This is a genomic window from Rhodococcus sp. NPDC079359 (genome assembly GCF_040702585.1).
In the GTDB taxonomy this organism is placed as follows: domain Bacteria; phylum Actinomycetota; class Actinomycetes; order Mycobacteriales; family Mycobacteriaceae; genus Rhodococcoides.
Window position 1 is genome coordinate 443,375 of the sequence record NZ_JBFBLH010000001.1, and the last position, 19,312, is coordinate 462,686.

A 19,312-nucleotide genomic window follows, 5' to 3' on the forward strand; every position below is an offset into this window, starting at 1 on the left:
ACGAAAATCCGGAGAAATCCGTCCACAACCTCGAACTCGGCGGGCAGTGCTAGACGCTGGCTACGCCAGGTGCGAGGAAGCGCTGACCGGTGGCGGCCTCGGAGGCCCCACTACGGTCGAGGTATGGAGTGATGCCGCCGTTCCAGAAGCCGAATCCGCCGCCGAGGAGCAGACAGAGGTCGATGTCCTCGGCTGCTGCCACGACGCCCTCGTCGAGCATGATCTTGATCTCGTCGGCGATCGCGTTGCGGGTGCGCTCGAGCACCTGCTCGGCGGTCGACGGCGAGTCGCCCTGCGGCCACAGTGCGGCGACCTCGGGATCGACGACCTGGCCCTCGGGTCCGTAGGTCCACACACCCGGCTTCTTCGCCTCGACGAGTGCACGGAATCCGGCGGAGTCCTTGAATCGCTCCGGGTATGCCTCGGCCAGGGTTTCGGCGGTGTGCAGAGCGACGGCCGGTCCGACGAGTGCCAGCAACGTCAGCGGGCTCATCGGCATGCCGAGTTCGCCCACTGCGCCGTCGGCGACATCGAACGGAGTGCCCTCGTCGATCGCGCTGATGATCTCGTTCGACGCGCGAGTGACGAGACGGTTGAAGACGAATCCGGGGAGATCCGCCGACAGCACGGCAGACTTCTTCAAAGTCTTCGCGGTGGCGAATGCTGTTGCGAGAGTCGCATCGTCGGTCTTCTCACCCTTGACGACCTCGAGCAGTGGCAGCACTGCGACGGGGTTGAAGAAGTGGAAGCCCACCACGCGCTCGGGGTGCTTCAGGTCGGCCGCCATCTTTGTGATCGACAGCGACGACGTATTGGTCGCGAGAATAGTGTCGGCAGAGACGAATTCCTCGACTTCGGCGAACACCTTCTTCTTCACGTCCAGGTTCTCGAACACGGCCTCGATGACGAAATCGGTATTCGCGAACGCGGACTTGTCGATCGAGCCGGACACCAACGCCTTCAACCGATTTGCGGAATCGGGGGCCAGGCGCTTCTTGCCGAGCAGCTTGTCGATCTCGCCGTGGACGTAGCCGACGCCCTTGTCGATGCGCTCCTGATCGATGTCGGTGAGGATCACCGGCACCTTCAGCTGCCGCACGAACAGCAGTGCGAGCTGGCTGGCCATCAGGCCGGCACCGACGATGCCGACGCCGGAGATCTTGCGCGCCAACGACTTGTCGGGTGCACCGGCGGGACGCTTGGCGCGCTTCTGCACCAGATCGAAGGCGTACAGCCCGGCGCGAAGCTCGTCCTTGACCAGCAACGTGGACAGGGCCTCGTCCTCGGCCGCGAAGGCCTTGTCGAGTGAGGCAGAGTCGGTGATGTCGGTGCTCTTGGCGAGCTCGAGCAGCTCCACCGCTGCGACGGGGCCGGGGGCGAAGTTGTTGGTCTTGCCCGCGACGATGCCTTTGGCGCGGGCGATGGCGTCGTCCCAGGCCTGCCCGCGGTCGATCTCGGGACGCGCCGGGGTGATCTCGCCCTTGACGACCTGAGCAGCCCACGCAAGGGACTGCTCGAGGAAGTCGGCTCCGCCGAAGAGGGCGTCGGCGATGCCGAGGTCGAGTGCCTGCTGCGGCTTGAGGACGCGGTTCTGGTTCAGTGCGTTCTCGATGACGACGGTGACCGCGTTCGAGGCTCCGATGATGTTGGGCAGCAACTGAGTTCCGCCCCATCCCGGCACCAGGCCGAGGAAGGCCTCGGGCAGACCGAGTGCGGCAGCGTTCTCCGCGACGGTCCGATAGTGCGAGTGCAGTCCCACTTCGAGGCCACCACCGAGTGCGGCACCGTTGATGAAGGCGAACGTCGGAACGGTCGACTCGCGCAGGCGTCGGAAGACCTTGTGACCGAGCTGCCCGATCTGCAGCGCCTCGTCCTTGGTCTTGATGTTCGGCACACCGTTGAGGTCGGCACCGACGGCGAAGATGAACGGCTTACCGGTGACGGCGATGGCCACCGGGTTCGCCGCGAATGCCTCGTCGAGGGCGGCGTCGAACTTGGCCAGTCCACCGGGACCGAAGGTCGACGGCTTGGTGTGATCGAAGCCGTTGTCCAAGGTCACCAGGGCGATGGAGCCGTCGAGCCCCGGTACGGAGACAAGCTTCGTGAACGCGTTCGTGACTACCTCGTCGCTGAACGCTGTGGTGATGTCGCTCATGCCTTCGCTCCTGAATAGTCAGCGTGGTTGGGGTTCTCCCAGATGACGGTTCCGCCCATGCCGAGACCGATGCACATGGTCGTCAAGCCGTAACGGACGTCGGGCTGCTGAGCGAACTGGCGGCTCAGCTGCGTCATCAGGCGAACACCCGAGGATGCGAGGGGGTGGCCACACGCGATGGCGCCGCCCCACTGGTTGACGCGTGGATCGTCGTCGGCGATGCCGTAATGCTCGAGGAACGCGAGGACCTGGATGGCAAAGGCCTCGTTGATCTCGAACAGGCCGATGTCGTCGATGCTCAATCCCGTTCGGCCGAGGAGCTTTTCGGTCGCGGGGACCGGTCCGATGCCCATGACGGCAGGATCGACGCCGGCGAAGCTGAAGCCGACCATGCGCATACCGATGTTCAGGCCGAGTTCGTGTGCGGTGTCCTCGCCGGCCAGGATCGCGGCGGTGGCACCGTCGTTCAGTCCTGCGGCGTTGCCTGCGGTGACGCGACCGGCGGGACGGAACGGCGTCTTGAGCTTGGCGAGGTCCTCGACGGTGGTGCCGGGGCGAGGCGGCTCGTCCTCGGTGGCCAGGCCCCATCCTGCGGCGGATTTGGTGGCGACGGGCACGAGGGTGTCGGCGATGAAGCCGGCCTTCTTGGCGGCGTCGTACTTGTTCTGGCTGGCGACGGCGTACGCGTCGGTGCGGTCCTTGGTGATGCTCGGGAACCGGTCGTGCAGATTCTCGGCGGTGTTGCCCATCACTAGCGCGCTGGGATCGACGAGCTTGTCGGCGAGGAAACGTGGGTTGGGGTCTACGCCCTCACCCATCGGGTGGCGGCCCATGTGCTCGACGCCACCGGCGATCACCACGTCGTACTGGCCGAAGCCGATGCCCGACCCGGTGGTGGTCACCGAGGTCATCGCGCCTGCGCACATGCGGTCGATCGCGAATCCGGGGACGCTGCGGGGGAGGCCGGCGAGCAGTGCGGACGTACGGCCGATGGTCAGGCCCTGGTCACCGGTCTGCGTGGTCGCGGCGATCGCGACCTCGTCGATGCGCTCGGGAGGGAGGTTGGGGTTCTTGCGAAGGAGTTCGCGGATTGCCTTGACGACGAGGTCGTCTGCGCGAGTGTCGGCGTACATGCCCTTGGGGCCTGCTTTGCCGAACGGGGTACGGATGCCGTCGACGAAGACAACATTCCTCTGTGAGCTGGTGGACGCGGGTACAGACACGCTTTTCGATCCTCCCGACAGATGCGGACGACTCGCCCGGGTGCCCGGACGCGACCCCTACTGTAGCGGGTATTACCCGTCGGTAACTTGGGAAGGGTGCAGTGCCTTCGTCAGTACCGGCACCACCAGTGTCCGCTGCCAGGGTCGGGCCCCGCCGTCGGCCAGGCGGGCCTCGATCAGCTCGGCCGGATCGACGTCGGGATCTACCGGACTCTGCCAATCCCACACCAGGCGGCGCAGCAGATCCGGCATCAACAGATTCTCGACCGGAACCGACACCGATTCGCTGAGCTCTGTCATCGCGGCTCGTACGTCGGCAAGTCGCGCAGCTGCATCGGGATCGCGGCGAGCCCACCGATTGACCGGGGGTGGACCGTCGAAAGACGCTGCCATCGAGGGCAGTTCGGATGTCGGGAGCGCCCGCGCACGGGTCAGGGCCGAGGCCCACAATCGGGACGATCTGCGCTGACGTGGACCGCCGAAGACCGGTAGCTGCTCGAGCTCGCGCGCGGATTTCGGGTCCGCCGTTGCGGCCGCCACGATGGCCGAGTCGGGCAACACCCGGCTCGGTGCCACGTCACGCTTGGCCGCCAGTTCGTCTCGTGTGCTCCACAATTCGCGAACGGCAGCAAGAGTGCGGGGAGATTTGATCGCATGGATCCCCGATGTCCGACGCCATCTGTCGGTCTTGGGTTTGGGTGGCCCGAGGGTGAGGATGTGGGCGAATTCCTGTGCAGCCCATTCGGTTTTGCCCTGCTGTTCGAGCTCTTCGGCCATTGCGTCGCGCAGTTCGAGCAGAACCTCGACGTCGAGTGCTGCGTAGTTGAGCCAGGTGTCGGGTAGCGGCCGGGTGGACCAGTCTGCCGCTCCGTGGCCTTTCTGCAAGGCCAGTCCGAGGGTGCGTTCGACGATGGCTCCGAGCCCCACTCGATCGAATCCGGCGAGGCGGCCTGCGAGTTCGGTGTCGTAGAGCGTGGCGGGTACCAGGCCGAGCTCGGCGAGTCCCGGCAGGTCCTGATCTGCGGAGTGCAGCACCCACTCGAGCGGGTTGATCACCTCGGCGAGCGGAGCGAGGTCGCCGGTGACCGGGATCGGATCGAGCAGAACCGTGCCTGCGCCGCGGCGGCGGAACTGCAGGAGGTAGGCGCGCTGGGAGTAGCGGAAGCCCGACGCACGTTCGGCGTCGACGGCGAGGGGGCCGTGTCCCGATGCGAGAAGGGCGGCAGCCGCGCGCACGGCGTCCGGCGTGTCGACCACGTCGGGTACGCCGTCAGCCGGGGCCAGTAGCGGAACGGCGACAGGCTCGTTCGCCTCGTCGTCCGGCGTGGTCTCGGGAGAACTCTCGGCTGACATGAGATGTGACTCTAAGCCCTGCGAGTGGAAGGACCGCCCACTATGTCCGGCTGGAACTGCGCTGGCCGAGGGTGGTGATGCCCGCGGGCGGCAAACCGGCGGCGTAGGCGAGCACCTCGCAGAACGCCTCGACGTGCGTCGAGAGGTCCTCGGACGTGGCCGTCCACGAGGCGCGTAGTTCGAGCTGGTGGGCCTTGGGTGGCCCGGCGATGTCGCCGTAGCGCACCGAGCTGGTCGAGGTGACCGTGCCGCCGAGTGCGTTGAGCGGCTCCGACCGCGACTCCAGTGCGTCGACCAGCCAACTCCAGCCGACCTCGGGGAGCAGAGGATCGTCGGCGAGGGATTCGTCCACGTCCGCTTGGATGTAGGCGACCAGTCGGAGGGTGCCGTTCCAGGCTTCGGCACCGTCGGGGTCGTACAGCAGGATCAGGCGGCCGAAGGCGTCGCCGTCGCTCTGTTCGTCGATCCGGTCGGATTCCGGATGCTTGACCTCGGCCCCGATCGCGTAACTGTAGGGAGCGAGACGCTGCGGCGGCCGGATCGGACCGATTTCGATCGCCGGGTGTACCTGAGCCCGATGCATCGCGTCGATGGCGGCGCGGAACGGCGCAGGTTCGGCGGTGGATTGGGGTTCGGTCACGTCACCGGACGTTAGACGCGTCACGTTGCCTGGACGCGGAGGCGCGCCGGGCCGTGATGCAACCGAAGTCGGTGTGTCGCCCTTGGTGGCAGGAGCTTTCCCCGCGCGTGGCAGCATGGAACCCGATGAACGCCGAACCGCACTCCACAGCCCCCGCCCGTCGAGAACTCCCGGACGCGCCGTTCCTGGCCGCGATCGCAGGTCGAGCTCCCTCGCGTCGGCCGGTGTGGTTCATGCGCCAGGCCGGTAGATCGCTGCCGGAGTACCGCAAGATTCGCGCCGGCATCGGCATGTTGGACTCGTGCTTCCGACCCGACCTCGTGGCCGAGATCACCCTGCAACCTGTGCGTCGGCACGACGTGGATGCGGCAATCCTGTTCTCGGACATCGTCGTTCCGCTCAAGGCCGCCGGTATCGATCTCGACATCGTCGCAGGCACCGGGCCGGTCGTCGCGCAGCCGGTGCGGTCGGCTGCCGATGTGGCCGCACTGCCGATCCTGACTTCGGATCAGGTGGAGCCGGTGGCGGATGCGGTGCGGATCCTCACCCGTGAGCTCGCCGGTACACCGCTCATCGGTTTCGCGGGCGCACCGTTCACTCTCGCGTCGTATCTGGTCGAGGGCGGCCCTAGTCGTAATCACGAGAAGACCAAGGCTCTTATGCGGTCCGATCCGGCGACCTGGCACGCCCTGCTCGACGCACTGGCCACCACGACGATCACCTTCCTGCAGGCTCAGCTCGCCGCAGGCGTCGACGCAGTGCAGGTGTTCGACTCCTGGGCGGGTGCGCTGTCGCTCGCCGACTACCGCGAGTACGTGCTGCCGCATTCGACGCGCGTGTTCGACGCCGTGTCCTCGGCCGGTGTACCCAAGATCCACTTCGGCGTCGGAACCGGCGAGTTGCTCGGGGCGATGGGTGAAGCCGGTGCCGACGTCGTCGGTGTCGACTGGCGAATCCCACTCGACGACGCCGTGCATCGCGTAGGCGGCGGCAAGGTGCTGCAGGGAAATCTCGACCCGGCGGTGCTGTTCGCCGGCTGGGATGCGGTCGAGGCAGAGGTTCGACGCATCACCGCCGAGGCGGATCGCGCGCTGGCGGCCGGTGCCCGCGGACATGTGTTCAACCTGGGCCACGGAGTGCTCCCCGACACCGACCCGGAAATTCTGACCCGGGTGGTCTCGCTGGTACATTCGTTGTGACGGTTCGGCGATACGCCGTGGTCGGCGGCGGAATCTCCGGCCTCGTCGCGGCGTATCGCCTTCGACAGTCCTGCGGGCCGGGTGCCGAGATCACTGTCGTCGAGGCGTCGTCGCGTCTCGGCGGCACGCTGCGCACCACCGCGGTCGGCGCGGACTCGCTCGACGTCGGTGCGGAGGCTTTCATCGGTCGACGTCCGGAAGTACCGGCACTTCTCGCCGAGCTCGGTCTGTCGGATCAGCTGGTCTACCCGGCGCCGGTCCGTCCGCTCGTCTACTCCGGTGGTCGAACTCACGCGCTCCCGGTCGGCACTCTGATGGGCATCCCGTCGTCCGCGGATTCGGTACGGGATCTGGTGGACCCCGAGGACCTGCACCTCATCGAGACCGAGACCTCTCGGCCCTTCGCCTGGACCGCGGGTTCGGACGTCGGTGTGGCCGATCTCGTGGGCACCAGGTTCGGCTCCCAGGTGGTCAGCCGTTCGGTCGATCCGCTGCTCGGCGGCGTGTACTCCGGTTCGTCGAGCTCCATCGGCATCCGTGCGGCACTGCCCACGTTGGCTGCCGCGTTGGACGGTGGAGCAGCCAACCTGACCGAGGCAGTGCTGGCTGCGCTGCCCACCCCGTCGCCGGGGCCGGTGTTCGGCGGGCTGCGCGACGGTTACGCGGTGTTGCTCGATGCCCTCGTCGCTGCAACCGATGCCCGGACGGTGGTCGGTGCAGGCGTCGGTGAGATCCGCCGCGAGTCCGGCGGATGGTTCGTCGAAGGAGTCGGACGCGTCGACGGCGTGGTGCTGGCGGTCCCTGCGCCGATTCTCGGTCGGCTCATCGCCGAGGTGGCGCCCGCGGCGTCGCAGGCCGCGCGGAACATCGATCTCGCGTCCTCGGTCGTCGTCGCGCTCGCTTTTCCCAAGACGACCGAGCTGCCGCAGAATTCGGGAATCCTGGTGGCCACCGACGCGGGCTTGGACGTGAAGGCATTCACCCTGTCGAGCCGCAAGTGGCCGCACCTGGCCGAGCGTGACGCGGTACTGCTGCGGGCCTCGCTCGGCCGCTTCGGTGACACGGCGGCGTCGGACCGATCCGACGCGGAGTCGATCCAGATCGCACTCGCGGATCTCGCGACGGTGGCGGACATCGATGCGCAGCCGATCGCTGCGACCGTGCAGCGCTGGCCGGGAGGCCTACCGCAGTACGCGCCGGGGCACCTCGATCGCGTCGCCGCCATCGAGGCAGGAGTCGCGGACCTACCCGGTCTCGAGGTCACCGGGGCCTGGCAGCGCGGTGTGGGGGTGCCCGCGTGTATTGCGTCCGCCACCACCGCTGCCGCCCGTCTGATCGAAGTGGCACGATAGGGCCATGGCACGCCTCGATTACTCAGCGCTCAACTCGACTCTTCGCTACTTGATGTTCTCGGTCTACAAGGTCACGCCCGGCGTTCTCGGCGAAGATCGGGCCGCGGCCGCCAAAGAGGCGAAGATGTTCTTCGAAAGTCGTGAAGACAAAGGTGTCGCGGTGCGCGGGGTGTACGACATCGCCGGTATGCGCGCCGACGCCGACTTCATGGTGTGGACGCACGCCGAGCGCATCGAGGACCTCCAGGCGACGTACTCCGATTTCCGTCGCACCACCGCGCTGGGCAAGGCGAGCACCCCGGTGTGGAGCAACACCGCGCTGCATCGCCCGGCCGAATTCAACAAGAGCCATGTCCCGGCCTTCATCGCCGGCGAGGATCCGGGCGCGTACATCTGCGTCTACCCGTTCGTCCGCTCGATCGATTGGTACCTGCTGCCCGACGACGAGCGTCGCACGATGCTCGCCGATCACGGCAAGGCCGCACGCGACTACAAGGACGTGCGGGCGAACACCGTGCCGTCGTTCGCACTCGGCGACTACGAGTGGATCCTGGCCTTCGAGGCCCCCGAGCTCGACCGCATCGTGGACCTGATGCGCGACCTGCGGGCCACCGAGGCGAGGCGACACGTGCGCGAGGAGACCCCGTTCTTCACCGGCCCTCGGGTCGAGGTGGACGCGCTCGTCGAATCCCTGCCGTGACGACGACGGGCGCACCCGCGATCGAGGCCGTTCTGTTCGACTTCTCGGGCACGTTGTTCAGGCTCGAGGAGCACCCCTCGTGGTTCGACGGGATCCACGACGCCGACGGCACCCCCGTCGACGGTGCGGGAGCCGCGGAACTGATGCGCCGTATGACGGCACCGGTGGGGGAGACGGTCGAGTTCGACGACGCGACGCGTCATGCGTGGCGAAACCGAGACCTGGATCCGGCCCTGCACCGGCAGGCCTATCTGCATGTGCTTGCGCAGTCCGGTGTCACCGATCCGACGCACGCCGAATCCGTCTACGGTCGTGTGATCGACGCAGATTCTTGGACGCCGTACCCGGATACCGAAGGAGTGCTGAAAAAGCTTGCTGCCGAGTCGATTCGGATCGGGGTCCTCAGCAACATCGCATTCGACATCCGTCCCGCGTTCATCGATCGCGGTCTCGACAGGTTCGTCGACGAATTTGTGCTCTCGTTCGAGGTCGGTCACGTCAAGCCACAGCCAGAGATCTTCCGGCACGCGGTGACGGCGTTGGGTGTGGACCCCGCGGTGACGCTGATGGTGGGCGACAGCGACGAGGCCGACGGTGCGGCACGAGAGATCGGATGCCACTTCGCTCTCGTCGATCCGGCGCCGACGTCGCAGCGGCCCGATGCACTATTGAAGGCGCTGCGCGAGTTTGGAATTCGATGACCGGGGTGGTTCGATGACTGGCGTGGCCGGAGTCCAGCACATGGGCCACTGGGGCATGTTCCGCGCCGAGTCGGACGGACGCGATGTCACTGCAGTCCATCCCCGGTCGACGGACAGCAATCCCTCCCCGGTGTTGGGCAACCTCGTCGGTTCGGTGACTCATCGATCCCGTGTCACGTCACCGGCGGTGCGCCGGGGCTGGCTCGAGCACGGGCCGGGGCCGACCGACACCCGTGGCAGCGACGAGTTCGTCGACGTCTCGTGGGACGAGCTCACCGATCTGCTGGCAGCCGAATTACGCAGGGTCGTCGACGCATTCGGCAACAAGGCCATCTACGGCGGGTCGTACGGGTGGGCGAGTGCCGGACGCTTCCATCACGCGCAGAGTCAGGTGCATCGCTTTCTCAACTGCATCGGCGGTTACACGCGATCGGTCCACAGCTACTCACTGGGCGCGACCGGGGTCATCATGCCGCACGTCCTCGGTGCGCATTGGAAGATGTTCTCGCGCTCCACTTCCTGGAACGTGATCGCCGCCCACACCGAGTTGTTGGTGGCGTTCGGCGGAGTTCCGGTGAAGAACACCGGCATCAATCACGGCGGTACTTCGGATCATCCGACCGTCGATTCGCTCGACGCGATGCGCGCCCGCGGTGGGCAGATCGTCACCGTGAGTCCGCTCCGCAACGACATGAACGGCGACGCGCGCTGGATCGCCCCGCGGCCCGGTACCGACGTGGCGATGATGCTGGCTCTGGCTCACGTGCTCGCCGACGAAAAGCTGCACGACACAGAGTTTCTGGAGAAGTACTGCCAGGGATACCCCGAGTTCGAGCGATATCTGCTCGGCATCACGGACGGAATTCCCAAGACACCGCAGTGGGCGTCGGCGATCTGCGGCGTCGAGGCCGCCGTGATCGCGGAACTCGCCCGGGAGATGGCGTCGAAACGCACGATGGTGACGGTCACCTGGTCACTGCAGCGGACGCGACACGGTGAGCAGGCCCCGTGGATGGGCGTGACACTCGCGGCGATGCTGGGCAGGATCGGCGTTCCGGGTGGGGGATTCGGGCACGGCTACGGGTCGATGAACGAGCCGGGTCTGGCACCGGTTCCGTATCCGTTGCCGACCTTGCCGCAGGGTGTCAATCCCGTTCCCGACCTGATTCCGGTCGCCGCGGTCTCGGACATGCTGCTGAATCCCGGTGCCGAATTCGACTACGACGGTAGGCGATTGACCTATCCCGATATCAAGATCGTCTATTGGGCCGGCGGAAATCCGTTCCACCACCACCAGGATCTGGGGCGGCTGCGTCGCGCTCTCGGTAGGCCCGACACCGTCGTTGTGCACGACCCGTATTGGACACCGATGGCCAAGCACGCCGACATCGTCGTCCCGTCGACGACGTCGTTGGAACGATCGGATCTGAGCTGCACACGCAACGATCCCTTGCTCGTCGCGATGGAGCCGGCCGCCCCGCGGTACGCGGACTCCCGCGACGACTACGACACGTTCGCGGAGTTGGCTACGAAACTCGGTGTGGGTCAACAGTTCACCGAGGGGCGTAGCTCGCAACAGTGGCTCGAGCATCTGTACGAGCAGTGGCGCGGATATCTGCGCGCCGGGGGAGTCGCTACTCCGGAGTACGACAGTTTCCGTCGCGAGGGTTCGTTTCGGATGAAGACCGAGGACGATCTGACGTTCTTCGAGGATTTTCGACGCGACCCGGTGGGCAACGCGCTGCGCACCCCCAGTGGAAAGATCGAGATCTTCTCGGCGACCGTGGCGGGGTTCGACTACGAGGACTGCCGTGGGCATCCGATGTGGTTCGAGCCGCAGGAATGGCTCGGTGGACACCGGGCGCAGCAGTTTCCGTTGCATCTGATCGCCAACCAGCCGCGCACCAGGCTGCACAGTCAGCTCGATCACGGTGCGGTGAGCCGTAACTCGAAGATCAAGGGTAGAGAGCCGATACGAATGCACTCGTCGGCGGCCGGGGCCAGGGGAGTGTCGGACGGCGACGTCGTACGGGTGTTCAACGACCGCGGCTCGTGCTTGGCCGGTGTGGTTGTCGACGACGCGATGCTGGAATCGGTCGTGCAGTTGTCCACCGGGGCCTGGTACGACCCGCTCGATCCGGCAGATCCCGATTCGATGTGCGTGCACGGCAGCGTGAACGTGCTCACCGCGGACGAGGGCTCGTCGGCGCTCGCGCGCGGCTGCACCGGCCAGCACGTACTGGTGGAGATCGAACGCTACGACGAGCCGTTGCCGCCGATCACCGCGTTCGATCCACCTGCTCGGTCCGAGTTCAGAACACGACCCGAGAGATGATCTCGGCGACCAGCGCCGGCTTGTCCTCGCCCTCGATCTGCAACGTTCCTGCCGTCACCATCTGTAGCGCCCCGCCCGATACCTCTTCGACGGAGACGAGGGTGGTCTGCAGGCGCACGTGCGCGCCCACCTTCACCGGGTTGATGAAGCGAACCTTGTTGGAGCCGTAATTGATTCCGAGCTTGGTGTTCTCGATGGTGTAGATCTGCCAGTTGAGCATCGATACCAGGGACAGGCTCAGAAATCCGTGGGCGATGGGTGCGCCGAAGGGGCTTTCCTTCTTCGCCCGCTCGACGTCGACGTGGATCCACTGGTGATCGCCCGTGGCGTCGGCGAAGGTGTTGACCCGTTCCTGGGTGATCTGCAGCCAGTCACTGGTGCCGAGGTCTTCCCCGACGGCCGCTTTGATCTGCTCTGGTGAGGTGAAAGTGCGCATACTCACAGTATGCACCGTCGTAGTAGGACGCTCGACGGTGAACGAGCGCGGTGCGCGATGTTCGGCGTCGTTGTCGGTCTGCTGAATTCAGGCCGTACAGCGCGACGCGAACGGAAAAGCGGCAATCAGACTGTCCTGGATTTCCGTCAGATTCGGGACCGGTCGATATTCGCTCCGAAGCTGCGCGATCTTGTCGTGATCGCGCGCGAGGTCCGACGAATGCTGAACTGCTTCTCGGTCGAAAACGGAGTAGTAGTCGTCGAATTTGTATCCGTTGCCGCCGATATCCTGCGTCAGCTCTATCCACGCATTGGGGATGCCGAAGGAGTCAGCGACGATCAAGCCGTGCAGACTCGTCGACATCACGAAGTCACATGCGGTGATGTCGGCGATGACCTTGGCCGGCTTTCGGGACGGGTCGATCAACGTCACGTTCTTTTCTCGCGCAAGCGCGAGCACTACGGGATCCTTCTTGTGCACCCAGTGGTAGACGAGACCGATTCGACCAGGTACCCGCGGGGAGCGTGAATAGACCCTGTTCGCCAACAGCCCGGGGTCCCCGACCGCGACCTTGCGGTCGGACTCGATCCGACTACGCGACAGATGTCCGCGTACTGCATGGAAGTCGAAGTCGGGGAAGCTGAAGTCTTTTTCGTGGGCAGTCTCGCTGAGCATGAATCCCGAACCCCAGACCTTGAGATCCTTCCGCGCCTGCATGAGCTGGACCATTTCGAGAGTGGAACCTGCCCCGATCATGTCGCTTCGCTTCGCACGACGCCAGGAACATTTCTGCCTGAACAGTGATTTCACCAGTTCGGGCGTCAATTCGTCGCCGAAATTGGGTCTGACGCCGGTGAGTTTTACCTGACGCCACCAGAATGTTTTGATCGAAGTGGCCATGACGGCAAATTTACCTTATGCATAGGTAATCAAAGGTAAATTTACCGGTCTGGGCTCCATTTCGTCGAATCTGTAGCTCGTGGCGCGTTCAGCGCGGCGACATCCGAGCGTCCTGTCCGATCAGGATGCGGGCTTGAGCGTCAACGAGATCGAGTTGATGCAGTACCGCTGATCGGTCGGGGTGGGGTAACCCTCACCCTCGAAGACGTGCCCGAGGTGGCTGTGGCAACTGCGGCAGACGACCTCGACTCGGCGCATTCCCAGTGTGGTGTCTTCCTTCAGGATGACGGCGTCGCTGTCGGCCGGGTCGAAGAAGGACGGCCAGCCGCAGTGGGACTCGAACTTCTCGGTGCTGCGGAACAATTCGGCTCCGCAGGCGCGGCACTCGTAGATACCTTCGGTGGTGGTGTCGGTGTATTCGCCGACGCCGGGGCGTTCGGTGCCTGCCTGCCGCAGCACCGCGTACTCCTCGGGGGTCAGCTTCTCGCGCCACTGTGCGTCGGTGAGCTGGACGGCCGGGGCAGAATTGTTGTCGGTTGCTGAACTCATGCTCACACGCTAATACGATTTGTCGGGCTATGCCGTTTTCGCAGGTGGAGCGCTCGGCAGCAGGTAGCTCGGTTCGATTCCGTCGTCGAGTCGTCCTTCGCTTCGGGCGGCGAAATAGCGTCCGACGAGCACGCCGAAGATGACGACGATGAGCAGGGCCCAGCCGAAAGTGGTGCGCAGGTAGTCCAAGGCGCGCCCGGTTTCGATCCAGCGACCCGACAGCCATCGGTCGTAGTTCATGAACCCGTAGATCGCGAGCCAGGCGGGCCAGTTGCGCAGCAGCGAGTTCTTCAGCACGACGGTCATCAGCAGCGGGAACAGCATCATGGAGTAGTACATCTGACCCAGCGAGCCCAACAGCCAATGTGCGGTGAGGATCAAGCCCGAGGTGGTCGCGAAGAAGAAGAGGCGGTCCTCGCGGCAGTATCGGTAGAGCAGCCACAGTGAGATCAGGACCATGATTCCGAGGACTGCTCGGATTCCGAGGGTGAGGAGTTCGGGAACACCGTAGTACCGGCCGTTACCGACGACGGCGCTGTTGAAGTAGTCGCGGGTCTGCAGCAGATACGGCAGTGTCCGGTCGATGAAGTTCATCGGATCCACCGACAGCGGCCAGGCGATGGCCATCATCACGACGGGGATGGCGATCGAGGTGATGAAGACCTTCCATTGACGCGTCATCAGCGGAAGCAACAGCAGCGGGGCGAGCATCGGCTTGATCGCCAGAGTCAGACCCATGGCGACACCGGCCGACAGGTCCTTGCGCTGGAGGAGGAACCCGAGGAAGGCGACCTCGCCGAGGAGTACGAAGCCGTTGAAGTTGGTGAACACCAACGTGTTGGTCACTGTTTCGCTGACGAAGGCGGCCAGCAGGAGTGCGGGGGCCGCCACCGAATCGAGGCGGAATCCGAAGATGCGCAACAGGATGTACAGGGCCAGCAGTATCGCGACGGTGCTCGCGATGATGAACAGCCAACGGGATCGCTCGGGGTCGATGACGGCGATGGGGGAGAGCAGCATCGTCGCGCTCGGTTGATACAGGTAGTGCGGATCGACCGAGTCGAAGTTCGCCGTGTACACCGGCTGGCGGTTGAGGAATGCCAGGGCGGCGCTGTACACCGGGTTGAAATCGTTGGTGATGTCTCCGTTGACCGCTTTGATCACCACGCGCTGGATGACGGTCATGATGGCGATCGGCCACAGGGCGTACTTGATTACCTCGGCGGTCGTCCGCCCTGACCGCGGCTCCAGAAAGCTAAGTGACACCCGGGAACGGTACCCGAGGCGCTGACCGTACCGGCGAAGGACACCCCGCGATGCGTACCCGACTCAGGCGGGGCAGACAGTGCCGTCGGTCGGAAGCGCGGTGTCTCGTGCGTAGTTCACCGCGGCGCCCTGCAGACACTGAGATCCGCCCAGACTCGGATGCCCGCTGCCCTGCCACGCGGCCGAGGCGACGGCCGCACCGGTTGCCCCGACCAACCCGGTGACCGAGGACAGCCCGCCGTTGCCGACGATCGGGTCGCCTGCGTTGGCCAGCACCAACACCGGGACATCCAGGGAGGTGGGCAGCGGAGTCGACGGCGCAGTCGGCCAGGACGAGCACAGTAGAGCCGTCAGGGCAGCGTCGGTGCCGTAGATCGGATAGCGGTCGGTCCACTGCGACGACAGGTCGCGAACGCCCTGCGGCGACGGCCACTGTTGGCCGTCCGTGCACCGGGACACGAACTGACCGTCGGTGCCGTAGGCGTTCCGACCCCGCTCGGCGAGCGCGGCCAGCGCGGTGGTGTCGGACTCGGCGGCCGAGGACAGGGCGGTGGAGAGCCCGGTGGCGCGGGACGACGCGTCGCCTGCGGTGGATGCCAGGGCGAAGGTGATGCCGTCGAGAATCTCGTGCGTGGACAGCGGCGAGAATTCGCCACCGGCGGCGCGTAGGAGCAGCTGGGCGACGGCCGCCGTCGGATCGCTGCCGAGGGAGCAGTTCAGCGCGACGCATCGCTGCGCGAACGCTGCGAAGGCTGCTTCCTTGCCCTGTGTCCGTTGCTCGGCCAACGTGATCTGGTCGGCGCCGACTCCGGTCGGTGAATCGAGGATCAGACGCGAGATGTTGGCCGGAAACTTCGCTGCGTAGGCCAACGCGGTGAGCGCGCCGTTGCCCGATCCGATCAGGCCTATCTGTTCCACACCCCAGAGTTGCCGCAGGCGCTCCAGATCGTCCGCCGCGTAGGTGGTTCCGAACGCGAGTTCCTGCGGTTGCAACGTGTCGGTGCACTCGATCGTGGCGTCACGACCGGCGTCGACGGCGCGGTCGACCGTGTCGGCATCGGATCTGGTGAACTGCCCCAGCGCGTCGACCTCAGTTTTGGTCTCTGCGTCGATGCAGTCCACGGCAGTGGATCGGCCGATGCCGCGTCGATCCACCGCGACGATCGGATGAGCCTCGAGCAGTGTCGCGAGCGGGCCTGCGGCCATCGTGGCCAACGTGGCCGTCGAGGACCGATCGGAGCCGGAGGTGAACACCAGCGGGCCCGCATCGGCCGGCGTCCGATCGAGGCGGGCACGCAATGCACCGACGGCGAAGGTGCCGAACATCTGTCCACTCGCATCGACGTCGGCTTCGTATTCTGCGCATTCGAGTGTCAGGCCGGGAGTGGTGGCGGTGAGCCCGAACGTCCCGAGTGTGGCTGCGGTGCAGTCGGCCCAGGCGAGATCGGTGGCCGGAACGGCAAGTGCGACCGGTTCCGGTGGCGCTTCTGCCGAGGACTCGGCGGGCTGACCGGGTGAGCGTTGTTCCACCGCGACGTCGGGTCGGATCGACGGGCCGGCACCACAGGCCGCGCACATCGTGGCGAGGACGAGGACCGCGGCGAGCAACGTTGATTTCTGCGTCACCGTGCGAGGCTATCGACTTTTCGATCGATGCCGGGCCGCGCACTGCTCATGGCCGACGCATCCAGCGCGTGAGCAGCGTTCCGTCGGCATCGCCCAGAACGTGTACCCGGTGCATCGGCGCGTCGGCGGCGTCGGATGCGTGGGCGATACGGCCCGCCTCGCCGGCGACCAGCATCGGCGAGATCGTCAGACACAGATCGTCCGCCGCCCCGTCGGACACGAGCTGTCCGAACAGTCCCGGTCCGCCCTCGCACAGGATGCGGCGAAATCCGAGGTCGCTGAGTGTCGCGACGATGTCGCTGGTCGAGACCGATTCGCCGGTCACCTCGATCACCGTCGCTCCCGCTGCCCGAAGCGCGGCCACCTTCGAGCCGTCCGCCGCTGCCGAGGTCAGCACCACCGGCTGCACTTCGGTGTCGGTGATCAATCGAGAGTCCGCGTCGATCGAACCGGAGGCGGTGACCACCACGATCGTCGGAACCGGTGCCAGCCCGGCCGCTACTCGACGTGCCTTCGCTTCGGTGGACAGCGAGACGCCGCCGTAGTTCTCGGCGCGCGCGGTTCCGGCACCGACCAGGACGGCGTCGCACAGTTCTCGCAGGATGCCGAACAGGCGGGCGTCGGCGGGGGTTCCCAGGCCCGCCGACTTACCGTTCGCGGTCACCGATCCGTCGATGCTGGCGACGAAGTTCGTGCGAATCCACGGTCGGTCCACGTCGGTGGGATACGCGTGCAGGGCGCGGACGGCATCGTCGTCGAGTGTCGATCCGACGCTGGGCACGGACTCGGGTGCCTGCTCCGATGTGAAGTAGGTCCCAATATGGAGAAGCTGCATGAGAGAGATCAGACCACGTCGTTACGCTCGGCAAATGCCCGCACGCCTTGTCGACCGAAATCCCGTGGTTCCATCCGATCAGCTGATCGCGCAGATGGTCCCGCCGGCGATGTTCGACGACGTCAGTTTCTCGTCGTACATTCCCGACCCCAAGGAGCCGACGCAGGCTGCTGCGGTTGCGAAGGCCGAGGAGTTCGCGAGCAAGGTGCAGAAGATCCGCGGCAAGGGCAAGCGCGGTCTCTTCGGTAAGAAGACCCCGGCCATCGGTGCAGGCCTGTACCTCGACGGCGGCTTCGGTGTCGGCAAGACTCACTTGCTCGCGTCGATCTATCACAGCGTTCCCGAGCCCAAGGCGTTCGGCACTTTCGTCGAACTCACCCACGTGGTCGGTGCTCTCGGCTTCAACAAGGCACTCGAGGAACTCTCGAGCCACAGCGTGCTGTGCATCGACGAGTTCGAGCTCGACGATCCCGGCGACACGATGTTGGTCTCGCGGTTGCTCTCCGAGCTCTCGCAGCGCGGGGTATCCATCGTCGCGACGTCCAACACCCTGCCCGGGCAGCTCGGTGAGGGGCGCTTCGCCGCCGAGGACTTCATGCGGGAGATCAAGAAACTCGGCTCCATCTTCGAGTCCATCCGGGTCGACGGTCCCGACTACCGCCACCGCGATCTACCTCCGGCTCCCGAGCCCACCTCGGAGTCCGAGCTGATCGACCGCGCCGATACCGTCGAGGGTGCAACCCTGGACGATTTCGACGAGCTGCTGGCGCATCTGAGCACGTTGCACCCCTCCCGCTACGGCAAGTTGCTCGACGGCATTCCGGCAGTGTTCCTGAAGAACGTGCACCCGGCATCGGATCAGGCCATCGCTCTGCGCCTGGTGGTCCTCGCCGACCGCCTGTACGACGCGGGCATCCCGGTGACGGCCTCGGGCGGCAAGCTCGACGAGATCTTCACCGAGGAGATGCTGGCCGGCGGCTACCGCAAGAAGTACCTGCGCGCCACCTCGCGTCTGCTGGCACTGTCTCGTTTCGCTGCAGTCGGCTGAGCGGTCGTCACAGCCTCACCTGCATGACGTAATCGTCGTGCGTCTGGACGCCGACGACGAACGTCTTGGTGCCCACGATCTCGAATCCGTGTTTGGCGTAGAACTTCTGCGCCCGCACGTTCTGCTGGTTGACGCCCAACCATGCTGTCGCACAACCGGAGTGGCGTGCATGGTCGAGTGACGACGACATCAATCGCCCCGCGGCCCCGCTGCCGTGCTGGGTCGGCTGCACGTAGAGCTTGCTGACTTCCATGGTGGGCTCGGGCGAGAGTGTCGCGCGAATTCCGGGGTCCGCCGGCGGCCCGGATACGAGCATCGCGTAGCCCACGACGTCGGCATCGGCTGTCTCGTCGATCAGCACCGTTCTGGTTGCGTCGGCGATGTAGTTCTCGAAGCGCTCGGCCGACAACACGTTCGAGACGAACTGCTCGATGTCCTCGGGCCGGGTTCCCGGCGGGCAGGCGAGGGGAAAGGTCGACGCGGCCACCTCGGCGACGCGACGTGCATCGGCACGTGCTGCCACGCGCACGGTCACAGCAGATCGACCGCGTTCTTGGCATCGCGCAACGACAGCCCGGTTCGGTCGCGCAGCAGTTTGATGGCAGAGATCGCTTTACCCTCGGATTTCAGTGACTGCAATCGCGGGATCAGATCGTCCCAGGGTGTCGGGCCGGATTGTGCGGCGTCGACGATGGTGGCGGAGGACGGAAACGGCTCGCCGCGCTGGACGCTCTCGATCGCGTTCTTCGCGTCGACGAGTCCGGCACCCGTTCGTTCACGAAAGACCTTGATGGCCTGAACCTTCTTGTTCGCGGCCAGTAGCGAATGAATGTCTGCGCGGGCGCTCTCGTCGAGACCGATGAGCCTGATGTTGCGCGAGGTCTCCGGGGACGAGCCCGGCTTCTTGCGGGCCAACAGCCACGCCGCGAGCACTGCAGCGTCGACGAGGACCAACGCCACGATGAACCATCCCCAGGTCGGCATGCCTTAGTAG

Annotated in this window: 18 protein-coding genes; 6 read left to right on the forward strand and 12 right to left on the reverse strand. The window is 65.7% G+C overall.

Translation table 11 applies throughout. The features are described 5' to 3' along the window. Positions 1-49: 49 nt before the first annotated feature. From AB0362_RS02145 to AB0362_RS02160, 4 genes are all read right to left on the reverse strand, one after another. Positions 50-2,155 (reverse strand): 3-hydroxyacyl-CoA dehydrogenase NAD-binding domain-containing protein, encoded by a 2,106-nt coding sequence (locus AB0362_RS02145; protein ID WP_366234723.1) that lies wholly within the window; start codon positions 2,153-2,155, stop codon positions 50-52. Continuing rightward, positions 2,152-3,378: an acetyl-CoA C-acyltransferase gene (locus tag AB0362_RS02150; protein WP_068050622.1), complete on the reverse strand. Its 1,227-nt coding sequence runs from the start codon at positions 3,376-3,378 to the stop codon at positions 2,152-2,154. The genes AB0362_RS02145 and AB0362_RS02150 overlap by 4 nt, the downstream gene beginning before the upstream one ends. 72 nt (positions 3,379-3,450) lie before the next feature. Further along, positions 3,451-4,731 carry a ribonuclease D gene (locus AB0362_RS02155; protein ID WP_094688727.1) on the reverse strand — a complete coding sequence of 427 codons (1,281 nt, stop codon included), beginning with the start codon at positions 4,729-4,731 and terminating at the stop codon, positions 3,451-3,453. A 40-nt stretch (positions 4,732-4,771) separates the two neighbouring features. Further along, entirely contained in the window at positions 4,772-5,371 is a 600-nt protein-coding gene (locus tag AB0362_RS02160) for a DUF3000 domain-containing protein (RefSeq protein WP_068050617.1), read from the reverse strand. A 125-nt stretch (positions 5,372-5,496) separates the two neighbouring features. On the opposite strand from AB0362_RS02160, the gene hemE reads away from it, so the two are divergent. From hemE to AB0362_RS02185, 5 genes are read left to right on the forward strand one after another with little or no spacing between them, the layout of a single operon-like run. Continuing rightward, on the forward strand, positions 5,497-6,570 hold the full coding sequence (gene hemE, locus AB0362_RS02165) for a uroporphyrinogen decarboxylase (RefSeq protein ID WP_366234968.1): 1,074 nt from the start codon (positions 5,497-5,499) through the stop codon (positions 6,568-6,570). Beyond that, positions 6,567-7,922, forward strand: coding sequence for a protoporphyrinogen oxidase (locus AB0362_RS02170; RefSeq protein ID WP_366234724.1), 1,356 nt, complete (start codon positions 6,567-6,569; stop codon positions 7,920-7,922). Before hemE ends, AB0362_RS02170 begins: the two co-directional genes overlap by 4 nt. A gap of 4 nt (positions 7,923-7,926) precedes the next feature. Continuing rightward, positions 7,927-8,622: a hydrogen peroxide-dependent heme synthase gene (gene hemQ, locus AB0362_RS02175; RefSeq protein WP_366234725.1), complete on the forward strand. Its 696-nt coding sequence runs from the start codon at positions 7,927-7,929 to the stop codon at positions 8,620-8,622. Continuing rightward, on the forward strand, positions 8,619-9,323 hold the full coding sequence (locus AB0362_RS02180; RefSeq protein ID WP_366234726.1) for an HAD family hydrolase: 705 nt from the start codon (positions 8,619-8,621) through the stop codon (positions 9,321-9,323). The genes hemQ and AB0362_RS02180 overlap by 4 nt, the downstream gene beginning before the upstream one ends. Before the next feature lie 13 nt (positions 9,324-9,336). Then, a complete protein-coding gene (locus AB0362_RS02185; protein ID WP_366234727.1) occupies positions 9,337-11,658 on the forward strand; it encodes a molybdopterin-dependent oxidoreductase in 2,322 nt (773 codons plus the stop codon). On the opposite strand, the gene AB0362_RS02190 is transcribed toward AB0362_RS02185, so the two are convergent. The 6 genes from AB0362_RS02190 to AB0362_RS02215 all read right to left on the reverse strand — a co-directional run bounded on the left by AB0362_RS02190 (position 11,636) and on the right by AB0362_RS02215 (position 17,270). Next, positions 11,636-12,094 (reverse strand): MaoC family dehydratase, encoded by a 459-nt coding sequence (locus tag AB0362_RS02190; RefSeq protein WP_045195371.1) that lies wholly within the window; start codon positions 12,092-12,094, stop codon positions 11,636-11,638. The genes AB0362_RS02185 and AB0362_RS02190 overlap by 23 nt on opposite strands. 87 nt (positions 12,095-12,181) lie before the next feature. Continuing rightward, positions 12,182-12,994, reverse strand: coding sequence for a polysaccharide pyruvyl transferase family protein (locus AB0362_RS02195; protein WP_366234728.1), 813 nt, complete (start codon positions 12,992-12,994; stop codon positions 12,182-12,184). 120 nt (positions 12,995-13,114) lie between these two features. Then, positions 13,115-13,543 carry a peptide-methionine (R)-S-oxide reductase MsrB gene (msrB, locus tag AB0362_RS02200; RefSeq protein WP_068050608.1) on the reverse strand — a complete coding sequence of 143 codons (429 nt, stop codon included), beginning with the start codon at positions 13,541-13,543 and terminating at the stop codon, positions 13,115-13,117. A 27-nt stretch (positions 13,544-13,570) separates the two neighbouring features. Beyond that, positions 13,571-14,809: a glycosyltransferase family 87 protein gene (locus AB0362_RS02205; RefSeq protein ID WP_068050607.1), complete on the reverse strand. Its 1,239-nt coding sequence runs from the start codon at positions 14,807-14,809 to the stop codon at positions 13,571-13,573. A 63-nt stretch (positions 14,810-14,872) separates the two neighbouring features. Beyond that, positions 14,873-16,435, reverse strand: a complete 1,563-nt coding sequence (locus tag AB0362_RS02210) for an alpha/beta fold hydrolase (RefSeq protein WP_366234729.1) — start codon at positions 16,433-16,435, stop codon at positions 14,873-14,875. A gap of 46 nt (positions 16,436-16,481) precedes the next feature. Then, entirely contained in the window at positions 16,482-17,270 is a 789-nt protein-coding gene (locus tag AB0362_RS02215; protein WP_366234730.1) for a pyrimidine reductase family protein, read from the reverse strand. A gap of 34 nt (positions 17,271-17,304) precedes the next feature. On the opposite strand from AB0362_RS02215, the gene zapE reads away from it, so the two are divergent. Then, the gene (zapE, locus tag AB0362_RS02220; RefSeq protein ID WP_094641984.1) at positions 17,305-18,318 is read left to right on the forward strand and encodes a cell division protein ZapE; all 1,014 of its coding nucleotides are present in this window, start codon (positions 17,305-17,307) and stop codon (positions 18,316-18,318) included. A gap of 7 nt (positions 18,319-18,325) precedes the next feature. On the opposite strand, the gene AB0362_RS02225 is transcribed toward zapE, so the two are convergent. Beyond that, on the reverse strand, positions 18,326-18,853 hold the full coding sequence (locus tag AB0362_RS02225) for a GNAT family N-acetyltransferase (protein WP_317784275.1): 528 nt from the start codon (positions 18,851-18,853) through the stop codon (positions 18,326-18,328). Continuing rightward, entirely contained in the window at positions 18,850-19,302 is a 453-nt protein-coding gene (locus AB0362_RS02230) for a hypothetical protein (protein WP_223145640.1), read from the reverse strand. Before AB0362_RS02230 ends, AB0362_RS02225 begins: the two co-directional genes overlap by 4 nt. Between the last annotated feature and the right edge of the window lie 10 nt (positions 19,303-19,312).